12 protein-coding genes and 5 pseudogenes are annotated in these 16,774 nt (G+C 24.6%); 9 read left to right on the forward strand and 8 right to left on the reverse strand.

The features are described 5' to 3' along the window. Position 1: 1 nt before the first annotated feature. Positions 2 to 160, reverse strand: coding sequence for a hypothetical protein (locus tag ACXUB0_RS06110; RefSeq protein ID WP_458258106.1), 159 nt, complete (start codon positions 158 to 160; stop codon positions 2 to 4). A 14-nt stretch (positions 161 to 174) separates the two neighbouring features. After that, entirely contained in the window at positions 175 to 456 is a 282-nt protein-coding gene (locus ACXUB0_RS06115; RefSeq protein WP_458258107.1) for a hypothetical protein, read from the reverse strand. Positions 457 to 570: 114 nt separating this feature from the next. Here ACXUB0_RS06115 and ACXUB0_RS06120 point away from each other — a divergent pair. The 5 genes and pseudogenes from ACXUB0_RS06120 (at position 571) to ACXUB0_RS06140 (ending at position 7,322) form a co-directional block, all read left to right on the forward strand. Then, a pseudogene (locus ACXUB0_RS06120) lies at positions 571 to 1,808 on the forward strand (IS256 family transposase). A gap of 330 nt (positions 1,809 to 2,138) precedes the next feature. Further along, positions 2,139 to 3,533 carry a hypothetical protein gene (locus ACXUB0_RS06125; RefSeq protein ID WP_458258108.1) on the forward strand — a complete coding sequence of 465 codons (1,395 nt, stop codon included), beginning with the start codon at positions 2,139 to 2,141 and terminating at the stop codon, positions 3,531 to 3,533. A gap of 299 nt (positions 3,534 to 3,832) precedes the next feature. Next, positions 3,833 to 4,878: pseudogene (locus ACXUB0_RS06130) on the forward strand (IS256 family transposase); the annotation flags it as partial. A gap of 80 nt (positions 4,879 to 4,958) precedes the next feature. Next, positions 4,959 to 6,004, forward strand: a pseudogene (locus ACXUB0_RS06135) (IS256 family transposase); the annotation flags it as partial. Between the two features lie 80 nt (positions 6,005 to 6,084). After that, positions 6,085 to 7,322, forward strand: a pseudogene (locus ACXUB0_RS06140) (IS256 family transposase). Here ACXUB0_RS06140 and ACXUB0_RS06145 read toward each other — a convergent pair. The 6 genes and pseudogenes from ACXUB0_RS06145 to ACXUB0_RS06170 all read right to left on the reverse strand — a co-directional run bounded on the left by ACXUB0_RS06145 (position 7,315) and on the right by ACXUB0_RS06170 (position 11,725). After that, on the reverse strand, positions 7,315 to 7,668 hold the full coding sequence (locus ACXUB0_RS06145) for a hypothetical protein (protein WP_458258109.1): 354 nt from the start codon (positions 7,666 to 7,668) through the stop codon (positions 7,315 to 7,317). The pseudogene ACXUB0_RS06140 and the gene ACXUB0_RS06145 sit on opposite strands and share 8 nt — an antisense overlap. Positions 7,669 to 7,789: 121 nt before the next feature. After that, positions 7,790 to 9,027: pseudogene (locus tag ACXUB0_RS06150) on the reverse strand (IS256 family transposase). Between the two features lie 191 nt (positions 9,028 to 9,218). Beyond that, on the reverse strand, positions 9,219 to 10,463 hold the full coding sequence (locus ACXUB0_RS06155; protein ID WP_252319521.1) for an ISNCY family transposase: 1,245 nt from the start codon (positions 10,461 to 10,463) through the stop codon (positions 9,219 to 9,221). 68 nt (positions 10,464 to 10,531) lie between these two features. Then, entirely contained in the window at positions 10,532 to 10,903 is a 372-nt protein-coding gene (locus tag ACXUB0_RS06160; protein ID WP_458258110.1) for a hypothetical protein, read from the reverse strand. A gap of 22 nt (positions 10,904 to 10,925) precedes the next feature. Further along, positions 10,926 to 11,402 (reverse strand): hypothetical protein, encoded by a 477-nt coding sequence (locus ACXUB0_RS06165; protein WP_458258111.1) that lies wholly within the window; start codon positions 11,400 to 11,402, stop codon positions 10,926 to 10,928. Continuing rightward, positions 11,387 to 11,725, reverse strand: coding sequence for a hypothetical protein (locus ACXUB0_RS06170; RefSeq protein ID WP_458258112.1), 339 nt, complete (start codon positions 11,723 to 11,725; stop codon positions 11,387 to 11,389). Before ACXUB0_RS06170 ends, ACXUB0_RS06165 begins: the two co-directional genes overlap by 16 nt. Before the next feature lie 312 nt (positions 11,726 to 12,037). Between ACXUB0_RS06170 and ACXUB0_RS06175 the strand changes: the two genes are divergently transcribed. From ACXUB0_RS06175 to ACXUB0_RS06190, 4 genes are all read left to right on the forward strand, one after another. Beyond that, the gene (locus ACXUB0_RS06175) at positions 12,038 to 12,349 is read left to right on the forward strand and encodes an HU family DNA-binding protein (RefSeq protein WP_458258113.1); all 312 of its coding nucleotides are present in this window, start codon (positions 12,038 to 12,040) and stop codon (positions 12,347 to 12,349) included. A gap of 30 nt (positions 12,350 to 12,379) precedes the next feature. Continuing rightward, complete coding sequence (locus ACXUB0_RS06180; RefSeq protein ID WP_338988026.1) at positions 12,380 to 13,393, forward strand: alpha/beta hydrolase; 1,014 nt, start codon at positions 12,380 to 12,382, stop codon at positions 13,391 to 13,393. A gap of 61 nt (positions 13,394 to 13,454) precedes the next feature. Next, positions 13,455 to 14,912, forward strand: a complete 1,458-nt coding sequence (locus tag ACXUB0_RS06185) for an FAD-dependent oxidoreductase (RefSeq protein WP_458258114.1) — start codon at positions 13,455 to 13,457, stop codon at positions 14,910 to 14,912. Between the two features lie 198 nt (positions 14,913 to 15,110). Continuing rightward, positions 15,111 to 16,631: a dicarboxylate/amino acid:cation symporter gene (locus tag ACXUB0_RS06190; RefSeq protein WP_458258115.1), complete on the forward strand. Its 1,521-nt coding sequence runs from the start codon at positions 15,111 to 15,113 to the stop codon at positions 16,629 to 16,631. Positions 16,632 to 16,774 lie beyond the last annotated feature (143 nt).

Genomic DNA, 16,774 nt, shown 5'->3' on the forward strand with positions numbered 1-16,774 from the left:
ATTATTCATCAAATTCACCTTTAATAATTCTTTCAATCATACATTTTGCATCCATTAAAAGATTTGCAATTAAACGTTCATTCAGTCGTATGTCTTCTAAATCTTTTTCATGTTGTTTTAATTTATCATCATAATATTTAATTAATTTTTCTTTATTCATACTTTTCACCTCCTTTATAAACTCATGTGATTGTAATCTCAATTTAATGAAGCATTATCAGTATTTAATGGTACTTCGCTTAGATTATCACTACCATATTGACTAGTTGTTTCACTATTAATAGTAAATCTATTGTCATTAATTAATCTTGTAGTTTCATCATTAAATGATGTTTCTTGCATTTCTTCATTATGATGTGTAGTTTCCATAGGTAGTAAATTATGTATAATTTCACTTGCACCAGCAATTATGGTAGGTACTGCATAAGCATTATTAAAATCATTATTTATACCCATAGCAACACCACTTGAAATTAAACAACCACCGGTAATGTTTAGTAATCTGTGTAACTTACAAAAATAACTATGTTTAATTAATTCTATAATAAACCTAGAAAGAGTGAATTACAGATGGCTAAAAAGCAAAATATTAATAATAATGTTCCAATATCAAAAGCAGTAGATTTATTATTAGAAAATACTGAAGATTTAACAACAGTTTTTAAAGAGGGAGGTTTGTATAAAGAATTAACAAAAAGATTAGTAAAAAAATGTTGAATTCTGAGATGCAAAATTATTTAGGATATGATAAGAATCAACATAGTAATAGTGACAATGCTCGTAATGGTATAAGTTCAAAAAAATTAATAACTCAACAAGGTAAAATTGAGATTGATGTACCACGAGATCGCAATAGTAATTTTAATCCTGTAATAATTGCAAAAAGACAAAGAAAATTTGATGGTTTTGATCAACAAGTTCTTTCTTTATATGCAAAAGGTATGACATTATCAGATATTAGAATGCAATTACAAGAGTTATATCATGGTGCTGATATTAGTGAAAGTGTTATTAGTCAAATTACTGATGATGTTATTGATGATGTAAAAGCATGGCAAAATCGACCATTAGATAGTATTTATCCGATTGTTTATTTTGATTGCATAGTAGTTAAAATACGACAAGATAAACGCATTATTAACAAATCTGTGTATATAGCTTTAGGAGTTGATTTAGAAGGTAAAAAAGATGTTTTAGGCTTATGAATTAGTGAAAATGAAGGTTCTAAATTTTGATTAGCCAATTTCACAGAAATGAAAAATCGAGGCTTAAATGATATTCTTATTGCTTGTAGTGATAATTTAACAGGAATGTCAGAAGCAATACAATCAGTTTATCCTAAAACAGAACATCAATTATGCATCGTTCATCAAATTAGAAATAGTTTGAAATATGTCTCATATAAGCATAGAAAATCTCTAGTTGCAGATTTAAAACCAATTTATACTGCATGTAGTGAAGAACAAGCAATGCAGGCTTTAGAAACATTTGAAAATAAGTGAAATAAACAATATCCTCAAATTGCTAAATCTTGATATAAAAATTGAGAAAATTTGATAGTTTTTATTAGTTATCCAACAGAAATTAAAAGAGTAATTTATACCACAAATGCTATTGAATCTGTTAATAGTCAATTACGAAAAGTTATCAGAAATAAAAAAGTTTTTCCTAATGATATGGAAGAATTGAAAATATTTTATTTAGCAATTGAAAATATAACAAAAAAATGAACAATGCCCATTCAAAATTGAAATACAGCAATTGCTCATTTTATGATAAAATTTGAAGATAGAATTAATCTTAACTAGTACTTTGTAAAACAAAGATACACAGATTTCTAAAAAGCCTCAATTTTTTATCATTATTTTATATTTATTTTGATTATATTTCTTTATGATATCATCTTTAATAGTTTTACTTTTTTATTTTTTTCCATATTTTTTGCTTTTTAGTTTATATTCAATTATATTTTTAATAAAAAATAAATTAAATAAACTTTATTTAAAATACTAGATAAAAATATATTGTGAAATACGTTTTATTTCTTTATAATAAATATAAAAATTAATATAAGTTTTTTAATCCATTTACTTTCATTTTAAAGTAAATGGTTTTTTTATTTTGAAAGGGATGAAAAAATGATTAATACAGAAAAATTACCTTTATTAGAAACAAGTGCACATATTAATTATAACGGAATTAATAATTCACATATATCAATAAATCATAATGATTCATCTAGTACTGAAAGTATTATAACTTTAAATGATGTTCAAATAACAAATGCAAGAGAAAATAATAATTTAAACAATTTATTATTTGATGGTGATTCAGTACATACTATTGTTAATTTTAGCAATGATTGAAGGGATACTGATGATCGTTATGGTGGAAAAACACAAAAAAGATTAGATATTAATGGTAATTGAGAATATAATACGAAATTTATAACAGGTGATGTTTTAAATGAAAAAATAACAAATATTAATAATCAATTATATTTAATGAAAGAAATTATATTAAATGATGGTGCAGTTATTTTAGAATTATCAAATTTAAATGAAAATAAAAAAATTGAAACAAAATATAAAATATACAATAATGAAGAAGAAAGAGAATACAATAATAATTTAAATGACTTGGATTTAACTACTTTTTTACCAATAAATAAAGAAAAACCTAATTTTTTAAAAAAATTTTTAAGTTCAAAATATATGTTTTTACCTAATACAATTTTTTTAAATTTTGCTTTCGGATCAGTATTATTATTTGAAGCTAAAAATTATTTTCATAAAGAAAAGTTACCTGAAAATCTTTATCATAATTTTTGAGATGTATTAATGAGTGGTATTAGTGGTGTTATAGTAATGAATTTATCTTATTTAAATTACAAACTTATTTCTTTAAAAAATAAATGAAAATACTTATCTTTTTCTTTAGTAATTGGTGGTATTAGTATTTGAGATCAATTTTTATATTTACATGTTAGTGAAGAAAATTTCAACTTCATCTCTTTTATAGAAAGAATAAGTATCTTTTTTACTAGTATTTTAATTGAAGAATTAATTTTTGATAAAATTGCTCAACCTTGCATTGAAAAATTATGACAAAATTTAAAAAATCAAAACTTTTCAAAAATTATTAAATATGGTAGTACTGTTAGTATGCTTCTTTTTGTATCAATTTTTAAAAATATATTAACTGGTCTTTATGGCGAAGAAAAAGAAATAAATTTAGAAAATATTAAAAAAGCACTTCCACTAACACTATTGACAGTAATTCTTGAAAATACTCTTACTTCTTTTTCTTTTTCTTATTTTGATTGATTTTGAACAAAAATTTCAATTGCAAAAGAAATAGCAACCAATAGTTTAAAAGGAATAGAAAGATTTGCTAATCAACAAGCACAAAATTATAGTTTTAAAAAATTAATAAAACAATTTAATTTTCAACCATTTAATTCAAACTTAATAAATGAAAGCGAACCGATAGATCATCCAGATTCAAATCAACCATCTATCCAAATTATGTAAAAGTAAAGTCATTAACTCCTCTTTTGATGAAATATAAAAAAAACACATTTTAGTTAAAAATATTAACTGAAAAAAATACATTATATAATAATAAAAAAGTGAATTAATAATTCACTTTTTTATTATTACAATTATTTAATATATTAAAACGAAGAAGTAAATCCCCTATCATCGTTATATCCAATTTCATTGAAACAGCGATTAGGATCCATTTCGGTAATGTTTAGTAATCTGTGTAACTTACAAAAATAACTATGTTTAATTAGTTCTATAATAAACCTAGAAAGAGTGAATTACAGATGGCTAAAAAGCAAAATATTAATAATAATGATCCAATATCAAAAGCAGTAGATTTATTATTAGAAAATACTGAAGATTTAACAACAGTTTTTAAAGAGGGAGGTTTGTATAAAGAATTAACAAAAAGATTAGTAAAAAAATGTTGAATTCTGAGATGCAAAATTATTTAGGATATGATAAGAATCAACATAGTAATAGTGACAATGCTCGTAATGGTATAAGTTCAAAAAAATTAATAACTCAACAAGGTAAAATTGAGATTGATGTACCACGAGATCGCAATAGTAATTTTAATCCTGTAATAGTTGCAAAAAGACAAAGAAGATTTGATGGCTTTGATCAACAAGTTATTTCTTTATATGCAAAAGGTATGACATTATCAGATATTAGATTGCAATTACAAGAGTTATATCATGGTGCTGATATTAGTGAAAGTGTTATTAGTCAAATTACTGATGATGTTATTGATGATGTAAAAGCATGGCAAAATCGACCATTAGATAGTATTTATCCGATTGTTTATTTTGATTGCATAGTAGTTAAAATACGACAAGATAAACGCATTATTAACAAATCTGTGTATATAGCTTTAGGAGTTGATTTAGAAGGTAAAAAAGATGTTTTAGGCTTATGAATTAGTGAAAATGAAGGTTCTAAATTTTGATTAGCCCATTTCACAGAAATGAAAAATCGAGGCTTAAATGATATTCTTATTGCTTGTAGTGATAATTTAACAGGAATGTCAAAAGCAATACAATCAGTTTATCCTAAAACAGAACATCAATTATGCATCGTTCATCAAATTAGAAATAGTTTGAAATATGTCTCATATAAGCATAGAAAATCTCTAGTTGCAGATTTAAAACCAATTTATACTGCATGTAGTGAAGAACAAGCAATGCAGGCTTTAGAAACATTTGAAAATAAGTGAAATAAACAATATCCTCAAATTGCTAAATCTTGATATAAAAATTGAGAAAATTTGATAGTTTTTATTAGTTATTCAACAGAAATTAAAAGAGTAATTTATACCACAAATGCGGTAATGTTTAGTAATCTGTGTAACTTACAAAAATAACTATGTTTAATTAATTCTATAATAAACCTAGAAAGAGTGAATTACAGATGGCTAAAAAGCAAAATATTAATAATAATGATCCAATATCAAAAGCAGTAGATTTATTATTAGAAAATACTGAAGATTTAACAACAGTTTTTAAAGAGGGAGGTTTGTATAAAGAATTAACAAAAAGATTAGTAAAAAAATGTTGAATTCTGAGATGCAAAATTATTTAGGATATGATAAGAATCAACATAGTAATAGTGACAATGCTCGTAATGGTATAAGTTCAAAAAAATTAATAACTCAACAAGGTAAAATTGAGATTGATGTACCACGAGATCGCAATAGTAATTTTAATCCTGTAATAGTTGCAAAAAGACAAAGAAGATTTGATGGTTTTGATCAACAAGTTCTTTCTTTATATGCAAAAGGTATGACATTATCAGATATTAGATTGCAATTACAAGAGTTATATCATGGTGCTGATATTAGTGAAAGTGTTATTAGTCAAATTACTGATGATGTTATTGATGATGTAAAAGCATGACAAAATCGACCATTAGATAGTATTTATCCGATTGTTTATTTTGATTGCATAGTAGTTAAAATACGACAAGATAAACGCATTATTAACAAATCTGTGTATATAGCTTTAGGAGTTGATTTAGAAGGTAAAAAAGATGTTTTAAGCTTATGAATTAGTGAAAATGAAGGTTCTAAATTTTGATTAGCCCATTTCACAGAAATGAAAAATCGAGGCTTAAATGATATTCTTATTGCTTGTAGTGATAATTTAACAGGAATGTCAAAAGCAATACAATCAGTTTATCCTAAAACAGAACATCAATTATGCATCGTTCATCAAATTAGAAATAGTTTGAAATATGTCTCATATAAGCATAGAAAATCTCTAGTTGCAGATTTAAAACCAATTTATACTGCATGTAGTGAAGAACAAGCAATGCAGGCTTTAGAAACATTTGAAAATAAGTGAAATAAACAATATCCTCAAATTGCTAAATCTTGATATAAAAATTGAGAAAATTTGATAGTTTTTATTAGTTATTCAACAGAAATTAAAAGAGTAATTTATACCACAAATGCGGTAATGTTTAGTAATCTGTGTAACTTACAAAAATAACTATGTTTAATTAATTCTATAATAAACCTAGAAAGAGTGAATTACAGATGGCTAAAAAGCAAAATATTAATAATAATGATCCAATATCAAAAGCAGTAGATTTATTATTAGAAAATACTGAAGATTTAACAACAGTTTTTAAAGAGGGAGGTTTGTATAAAGAATTAACAAAAAGATTAGTAAAAAAATGTTGAATTCTGAGATGCAAAATTATTTAGGATATGATAAGAATCAACATAGTAATAGTGACAATGCTCGTAATGGTATAAGTTCAAAAAAATTAATAACTCAACAAGGTAAAATTGAGATTGATGTACCACGAGATCGCAATAGTAATTTTAATCCTGTAATAATTGCAAAAAGACAAAGAAGATTTGATGGTTTTGATCAACAAGTTCTTTCTTTATATGCAAAAGGTATGACATTATCAGATATTAGATTGCAATTACAAGAGTTATATCATGGTGCTGATATTAGTGAAAGTGTTATTAGTCAAATTACTGATGATGTTATTGATGATGTAAAAGCATGACAAAATCGACCATTAAATAGTATTTATCCGATTGTTTATTTTGATTGCATAGTAGTTAAAATACGACAAGATAAACGCATTATTAACAAATCTGTGTATATAGCTTTAGGAGTTGATTTAGAAGGTAAAAAAGATGTTTTAGGCTTATGAATTAGTGAAAATGAAGGTTCTAAATTTTGATTAGCCAATTTCACAGAAATGAAAAATCGAGGCTTAAATGATATTCTTATTGCTTGTAGTGATAATTTAACAGGAATGTCAGAAGCAATACAATCAGTTTATCCTAAAACAGAACATCAATTATGCATCGTTCATCAAATTAGAAATAGTTTGAAATATGTCTCATATAAGCATAGAAAATCTCTAGTTGCAGATTTAAAACCAATTTATACTGCATGTAGTGAAGAACAAGCAATGCAGGCTTTAGAAACATTTGAAAATAAGTGAAATAAACAATATCCTCAAATTGCTAAATCTTGATATAAAAATTGAGAAAATTTGATAGTTTTTATTAGTTATCCAACAGAAATTAAAAGAGTAATTTATACCACAAATGCTATTGAATCTGTTAATAGTCAATTACGAAAAGTTATCAGAAATAAAAAAGTTTTTCCTAATGATATGGAAGAATTGAAAATATTTTATTTAGCAATTGAAAATATAACAAAAAAATGAACAATGCCCATTCAAAATTGAAATACAGCAATTGCTCATTTTATGATAAAATTTGAAGATAGAATTAATCTTAACTAGTACTTTGTAAAACAAAGATACACAGATTTCTAAAAAGCCTCTCCATTTCATTTCAAGATACAGCATGTCTAGATGTTGAAGATTGAGATTGCATAGTTGCTTGATTTCTTAATCCAGAAATCTTTTGTTTAATTTCATATAATTTTGCCTTTTTTTGTTGTTTAATTTCATTACTTCTACTATTATTAAAACGACCACAACTAATAATAACTCAAAATTTATTAGAAAAATTTCGCCCTCCTTTATTTGTTTCTAATTTTTGGATTTCTTTTTCTAATTTTTCTAATTGAGCTTGATATTGATTTAACGTTACTTCATATTTATATTTTTGAAATTGTTTATTCAATCAAATAAAAGGAGATTTTAATAATATTTTTATTTGTGTTTTTATACTTTGTGAATTATAAATTTGTCTTACTGCTAATCGAGGCTTTTTAGAAATCTGTGTATCTTTGTTTTACAAAGTACTAGTTAAGATTAATTCTATCTTCAAATTTTATCATAAAATGAGCAATTGCTGTATTTCAATTTTGAATGGGCATTGTTCATTTTTTTGTTATATTTTCAATTGCTAAATAAAATATTTTCAATTCTTCCATATCATTAGGAAAAACTTTTTTATTTCTGATAACTTTTCGTAATTGACTATTAACAGATTCAATAGCATTTGTGGTATAAATTACTCTTTTAATTTCTGTTGGATAACTAATAAAAACTATCAAATTTTCTCAATTTTTATATCAAGATTTAGCAATTTGAGGATATTGTTTATTTCACTTATTTTCAAATGTTTCTAAAGCCTGCATTGCTTGTTCTTCACTACATGCAGTATAAATTGGTTTTAAATCTGCAACTAGAGATTTTCTATGCTTATATGAGACATATTTCAAACTATTTCTAATTTGATGAACGATGCATAATTGATGTTCTGTTTTAGGATAAACTGATTGTATTGCTTCTGACATTCCTGTTAAATTATCACTACAAGCAATAAGAATATCATTTAAGCCTCGATTTTTCATTTCTGTGAAATTGGCTAATCAAAATTTAGAACCTTCATTTTCACTAATTCATAAGCCTAAAACATCTTTTTTACCTTCTAAATCAACTCCTAAAGCTATATACACAGATTTGTTAATAATGCGTTTATCTTGTCGTATTTTAACTACTATGCAATCAAAATAAACAATCGGATAAATACTATCTAATGGTCGATTTTGCCATGCTTTTACATCATCAATAACATCATCAGTAATTTGACTAATAACACTTTCACTAATATCAGCACCATGATATAACTCTTGTAATTGCATTCTAATATCTGATAATGTCATACCTTTTGCATATAAAGAAAGAACTTGTTGATCAAAACCATCAAATCTTCTTTGTCTTTTTGCAATTATTACAGGATTAAAATTACTATTGCGATCTCGTGGTACATCAATCTCAATTTTACCTTGTTGAGTTATTAATTTTTTTGAACTTATACCATTACGAGCATTGTCACTATTACTATGTTGATTCTTATCATATCCTAAATAATTTTGCATCTCAGAATTCAACATTTTTTTACTAATCTTTTTGTTAATTCTTTATACAAACCTCCCTCTTTAAAAACTGTTGTTAAATCTTCAGTATTTTCTAATAATAAATCTACTGCTTTTGATATTGGATCATTATTATTAATATTTTGCTTTTTAGCCATCTGTAATTCACTCTTTCTAGGTTTATTATAGAATTAATTAAACATAGTTATTTTTGTAAGTTACACAGATTACTAAACATTACCTTAAAATCAATTTTAGGTCACCAAATTTGCTCATATACAAATGATTTAAAAATTTATATTTTAGTATTCACAAAATGTAAATCTTATATAACTTTAATTAGGAATTATTAATATCCATATCTTCAAGGATGATTTTTATTGGGTATATAAACTTTTTTAGTTTTTATTAAATTTTCTTTGATAATTGGTTTTAAAGCTATTTCTTTTAGTTCATACATTTGATTATTGTAACTAAGATATAAGTCATTAATAAATGATTTAAGTACAATTACATCAGTTCTAGGTTGTATATATTGAACTTTGTTATTTTTATAAGGAAAATATTTTTTACTATAATATGTTATAGTTGAACCACTATCTGTTTTTCTTTTAGAAAATCTTGAAAGATAAATATTTATTTCTTCTTGTGTAGGAGCTTTAATCATAGCAGATTTATTATCATCAATAGGAAAAGCAAACTGTTTATTAAAAAAGTTTATGTACGTTTTAAGAAATTGATTAGCTTCTTCTAAAGTTTTAATTTTATTAAGTCTTAGTTCGCTAATTAATCGACTTTGAAGTGTTCCAAATAAGCGTTCAATTCGACCTTTAGCTTGTGGAATTGAAGTTCTAATTATTTCAACACCCAAATCATTACAGCATTTTTGAAATTGAGTATAAGTGTCATTTTCTGTGTTTATTTTACCCGCATCGATTTTTTTCTTATATCCAAAAACTGTTCTGTTATCAGTATAAAATGCTTTTGGTATGCCATATTTAGTTAAAATTTGATAAAAGACATTATAATAACCATCTAATGTTTCTTGATGATCAAATCATAGCCCGACAATATTGCTTGTAGCATCATCAATTGCAGCATGTAAAAATGCTTTTGGTTTATCATTACCAAATCAATGATGATTACTTGCATCCATTTGAATTAATTCACCAAAATTTGTTCTACGATTTCTTGTTGGATGTAAGTTATTTTTCTTATTTTTATGTTTTTTTGGTGAAGTGAGTTTTTCTTTAATTAATATAGTATAAAGTGTGCTATATGAAATTTTAATTTTTTCTTCATTAATTAATTTCTCATGGAAATGTTGAAAATTAAAATTATAATATTTGGTTTTATACAAGTTTATAATTTCATTTTTAATTTTAATATTTGTTGCTTTATTAGAAATTTTATTACGTGATTTATGAATAAAACCAATTTTACCTTCTCTATTAAAAATTTGAATTAATTGATTAATTCTTCTAATAGTTAAGTTAAGTTTACTTTTAGCTTGATGCTTAGATAATTTTTTAATAGTAATGTCGTTTATAATCTTATATTTATATTTTTCTTTCATAGTCATGCTTCTTTCCATATTTATCACCAAGTATATTTAACTTCACTTTTGGGAAATTTTACTCGATAACTAATAGGAAATTATCACTAAATAATGACACTAGAAGTTGATGGTTGTAATTCTTGTTGAGCATTACTTTCTTTATAGTTATTAAACTGTTTTATACTTTTTAAAAATTCACCATATTTATTTTCTCCAAAAAAAGTAGTGAAATTCTTGATAATAATTTTAAGTGCAGCATCATAATCAGTAACTATTGATATAGAATTTTCAATTTTAGAGTTTTTAATAAAAAAATATTCACCTAAAAATTTATCTATTTGTTCTTTTATTGTAATGAAAAACTTAAAATCTTCTTTTATTTTTTCATGAAAAGTTTTAAATTCATTAAATAAATTAATAATATCATTACTCTTTTTGGTTATATTCAATTTATTTTCACTAAAACAACTATTCATTTTATTATTAATTTCACTTAATTTATCCCTTATTTCTTTTATATTTTTTTTCAATTTTATGTTTAATTTTTTTTATATCAATTTCTAACTTTAATTGTTCTTGCGTTAGTAATATTATTTCTTTTTTTTGGTTTTTAATACTACTTTCGTTTTCCAAAATTTGTTTTTTATAACTTGAAATTTTTGTTTCTAAAATTTGAATTCTTTCTTTTGCATTTTTAACTTTATTATTATAATCGATTCATAATGCATCTCAATGCTTTTGTATGTTTGCATCACTTGAATTAACTTCAATTAAGGTTGATACTACTTCAACATATTTTATTTTTGTTCTCATAGTAGCTTGGAAATCTTCAATATTTTTTTGAGTTTCTTGAAAAGTATCTTTATCTATCTTTGTGATTTTTTCTTTAAACTCTTCTTTATCTTTTTGCAAAGCTTTAATTTCTTTTCTTATTATTTTTAATTCTTTTTGAACTTTTGCTATTTTTTCATCCAATGTTTGATTTCTAAGTTGATTATTAGTGCTACTTTTGTTAAATCTTCAATATGACTTTTTAAGTTTTTTAAATCATCTTCTTTATAAGCTAAATCCTTTTCATATTTACTATTTTCTAATTCTTCTTCTGATAAAATATCTTGATATCTTTGTTTATAATTACGTTGTTCCTCAACACTTTCATTTATGAAAAATGTGAATTCTTTTTTAAAAATTTCTAAATTTTCTTTAAATTTTCTAATCTTATTTTCAATATCACTTATTGAAACATTTGTTGTCGCTATATCTAGAATAATTTTAAACCTCTCTTTCTTTTCTTTCAAAAATAAAAAACCACTTGCTTTAAAACTAAAGCAATGGTCAAACACTTTTATTTTTGTAATTACATTTTATAGAAATTATAATTATAGTTAAGGAATATACTTACTTATACTATTGAATATAATAAAGAAATTTTTATCTTTGATTCTTATTATTTTTAATGTTAAAATTATTCAAATTAAATATGTAAAATGCCTTTTATATATAAAATTATTAACAAGCAAAGTACGAAAAATTTAAAGATTACATTTTATAAATAAAATAATATAAAATAATATTAGAAGGATATGGGCAAACAGATAGGGTTGATTTTTATGAACGCAAAAGAATTAATTGCAAGAGTATCAGATAAAACTAAATTTAACATTCAAGATATTGAAATAGTTTTTAATTGTGTAATTGAAGAAATTAAAAATATTAACCAACTAGGTAAAGTAATTACTATTCCTAATTTTGGTACTTTTAAAATCAAAAAAGTAAAACCCTGTTTACGACGAAATAGTAAAAATAATGGACAACACGTAGTTAGCAAATACAAATATATTAAATTTATACTTTATAAAAAATATAAAAAATATATTCGTTGTAAACCAAAACCAACAATACTAAATAATGTCGACTATTAAAATGTATGACCTAAAATGTGAGGAAAACAAATGAAACAAAGTAGTATTAATAGAATAAAATTAAGACAAAAAGTTAATATAAATTCAATTGAAATGTTTAAAGCATGCTTGCAATATAATTCACAATTTCAACCGAAAGTTAAAATTGAATTAGCAAAATGGCCAATGTATTTTGAATATTGAGAATACCTAGAAAAACATGAAAATATAATTCCTTTTTCAATTAAAACATCAATTGATAATTTAACATTATACGGTAATCTTTTAAAAAGTCCTCTTAAAAATGAAAATAATAATAAAACAATAATTCTATTACACGGAATAACTAATACAAGATTTTGAATATTTAAACAAGCTTTCATTTTTTTACGTGCTGGCTACAATGTTATTTGATATGATGCTCGTAACCATGGTGAAAGTGATGCATCACCAACAACTTTTGGTTTAAAAGAATCACAAGATTTACAAGACATTATTGAATACTGTTGTAAAACATATAAACAAGAAACTACTGCTTTAGGATTATATGGTTTTTCATTAGGTGGCGCAACAGTAGTAATGTGAAGCAATTTATATGCAAAACATAAAATTAATCAAAAAGTAAAATTCATTATTTCTGATTGTACATTTAGTCGCTTAGATCGTACCTATAGTGAAAAACTATACAACTATGCTTTCTTACCTACTAATTTAATGCTGAAATTAAGTCGTAAAAAAGCACAAAAAACATTTGGTGTTGATGGTTTACAAGAAATACAACCAATTAAATATTTAAAACTAATACCTGATATGCCAATGTTATTTCTTCACGGTCAAAATGATCACTTTATTAACTACACTAATGCTAACGAATTATTTCAAGAAAAAATTCGCTATGAAATACCAAAAAAAAGTTCATTATACACTATCCTTGATGCTAACCACGGTCAAAGTTTTTTAATTGGTGATTTAGACCACACAGTTGTTAATGAATATAATTTAGTAACTGATAAGGGTATTAGTGACACTACTTTAGAATTTGTTCAAAAATGAATCAATACTTAAGATAAACACTATTAATTGATTTTTTTATTAAATATATATTATAATTAATGAGAGTGGAGCGATGATAAAAATGAAAATTAAAGTTATTATTATTGGTGCTGGTGCGACTGGGATGGGAGTTGCGAGTAAATTATTACGTAGTGAAAAAAATAGTGATAAAAACTTTGATATCCATGTTTATCAAGAAAAAAACTATATTTCACTTGGTGCTTGTGGTATTCCTTATTATATTGCTAATGAATTTAAAGATAAAAAACTTTTAAATGACCGTACAAAAAAAGATTTTTCAGAAAAAACTAATAATAAAAATAAAATTAAAATTCATTTAAATCAAAATGTTATTAAAGTCGATACAGCAAAACAAGAAATTCATGTCAAAAAAACAATAGACGATAAAACTAAAGCAAAAGTTGTATCTTATCATGCCTTAGTTATTGCAACAGGAGCCAAACCAAAAATTCCGCCACCTTTTAGTCATGGTATTTTACCACATAATGTTTATAATGTTTTCACTAAAGAAGATGCCATAAATCTAAAAAAAGCAATGAAAAATGCTAAAAAAATAGTTATTATTGGTGGTGGATTTATTGGCATGGAAATGGCAGAAGCGTGCTTAAAACAAAAAAAAGATGTCACAATCGTTGAAATGAAAGATCGATTAATGGCAGACGTTGTTGATAAAGAATTTAGTCAATTAATTTATGATGAACTAACCAAAAAAAATATTAATCATAAAACTAAATCAAAAAACAATGTCACTATTTTACTAAACTATCAAGTTGAAGAACTAATGATGACTCATAATAATGTTAATGATTTGCGTTTAAGAAGTGTAAATGATAAAAAAAATGGAAAAACAATACCTTGTGATTTAGTAATACTAGCAGTTGGTTTTGAACCAAATACGAATTTTTTACAAAATAGCAATATTGAATTAAACAAAAATAAAGCAATTATTATTAACGAATTCTGTCAAATTCCTTCTAAAGAAAATGTTACAAAAAAGTTTTCAAATATGTATAGTGGTGGTGATTGTACACAAATATATAGTCAATTTGATAAATCATCAATATATGTTCCCTTGGCAACTAATGCTAATAAAATGGCACGTATTATTGCTGATAATATTAAAAACCCAGAACATAAATATCCAGGAACTTTAGGGTCAAGTATTTTACGTGTTGGTAATTTAGAAATAACAAAAACTGGTAGTTTTGATACGATTGATAAAAATAAAATTGGTAGTGTTTATATTAAAGATTATGATCTACCAAGATACTTAAAACAATCTCGTCCTTTATACTTAAAACTATTTTATGATAAAACAAATTTCCAATTACTGGCAGCACAAATGGCAGGTTATAATCATGCCACATTAAGAATTAATGCTCTTGCTACTGCCATTTGAAATAAAATGGACATCCGTGATTTACAAAATTTAGATTTAGTTTATTCACCTCCTTTTGCTCGTACTAGTGATATTATTCATATAGCAAGCAGAAAAGTAACATCGTCATAACCTATAAAAAATAAAAAGAATGAGGTAGCAACTATGACAACTCTTAGTAGTGACAATATTAACTTATTAAGAGACTTTGTTGGTATTTCACACTGACAAAGTCTAATCGGGATAATTGTCTTTTTTAGTATTATCCTAGCACTTTCTATTTTTATTAAAAAAACTAAACCTAAATTTCCAATTCGTATTTTTACTGCAATGGGATTAGGACTAATTTTTGGTATTACTATCCAAGCTATTACTGGTTTTAATAGTCATAACATTACTTATCCTAACTTACCTGGAACACCAATAAAACCTAATCCTGACTATATACCCTGAGTTGCAGAAATTGTACACTGAATTGAATTATTAAAAACTATTTTTATTATTGGTATTACTATGTTAACTATTCCATTAGTATTTTTAGCTATCGCTAGAATTACTAGTAAAAAAAATAGTAACTCAAAAACAATAACTAAAGTTTCAGGAGTTGGTATTACTATTTTATTAATAAATGTGGCTATTGCTTTTACTATTGCCTTTGGACTAGGAATTGCTTTTAAAATTGGCCAAGGTTTTAATTTAACTGATGGTGGTAGTTACGATAAAACTACTGCCAAAACAATTCCCGAAATTATCATTAGTTACGTTCCTAGCAGCTTAATTGGTGTTTTTACTCAAACATTAATTATTCCAATCATTGTCCTTGGTGCTTTAATTGGATTTGCAATTAAAAAACTAACTAAGCATAATGAAGAACGAATGGACAAAGCAAGAAACACTTTAGAAACAATGTGAAAAATTATTATTTCAATATTAATGATGTTTATTAAAATTATGCCATTTGCTGTTATGAGTATGCTAGCAACAGCAATTATTAATCAACCAATTGGTGCACTTGCTAATATTGGCATTATTATTGGAGTTGCTTATTTAGCACTACTTATTACTTTCTTATGACATTTATTATCATTATATTTATTTGGTATTAATCCTTATCGTTGATTAGTAAAAGCACAGAAACCAATTATTGCTGGTTTTACAACGCAGTCTTCTAATGCCGCTTTACCAATCGCTATGAATACTTTAAAAGAAGATTTAAAAGTGAAAGAAGAAGGTAGTGATACAGTAATGCCGCTTTCAACAACAATAGGTTTAAGTGGCTGTGCTGGAGTGCAAGCTGGAATTATTTTATCTTTCTTATGATTTAGTGTTATCCTTCCTGGTAATTTTCCCAACTGAACAATCGCTATTTTATTTATTAATGGTTTAATTGTAACACTAGTTGCTTCATTAGGAATTGCGGGAGTACCAGGAACTGCTGCTGTTGTAACAGCTGGTGTTTTAGGTGGTCTTGGTTTTGGTAGCTATTATGCTGCTGTTTATGGTATTATTGGTGCCTTAGATGGTTTATTTGATATGGGCAGAACTGCAGTTAATATTTCTGGTGGTTTACAAGCTACTGTTATTGCTTCTCGCAATCAAGAATTAATTGAAGATGAAAAACTTTTATTAAAAAAATACCCTTTTAGGGGTTTACACATTTTAACAAAGAAAGTTGGAACCAAATTGTTAATTAGATCTGAAAAAAATGATAAGATTCAAGCATTAAAAAAAGATACTAAAGTTAAAATTGAAGCATTAAAAAAAGTAAAAAATAGTGAGAATGATATTAAATTTTTAAAAGAACAGTTAAAAAAAGATATTAAAGCAATTAAGAATGACAAAGACATCTAAAATATAAATTTTATTTATAAAAAATAAAACCATTTAGAAATGTAAATTAATAATTTCATAATTATGTTATATTATTATAGTTAAAATTATTTTTTAAATTATAAAATAATTTTATTTTTTTATATTACTTTTTTCATTATATC

Source organism: Spiroplasma endosymbiont of Dactylopius coccus, assembly GCF_977110965.1.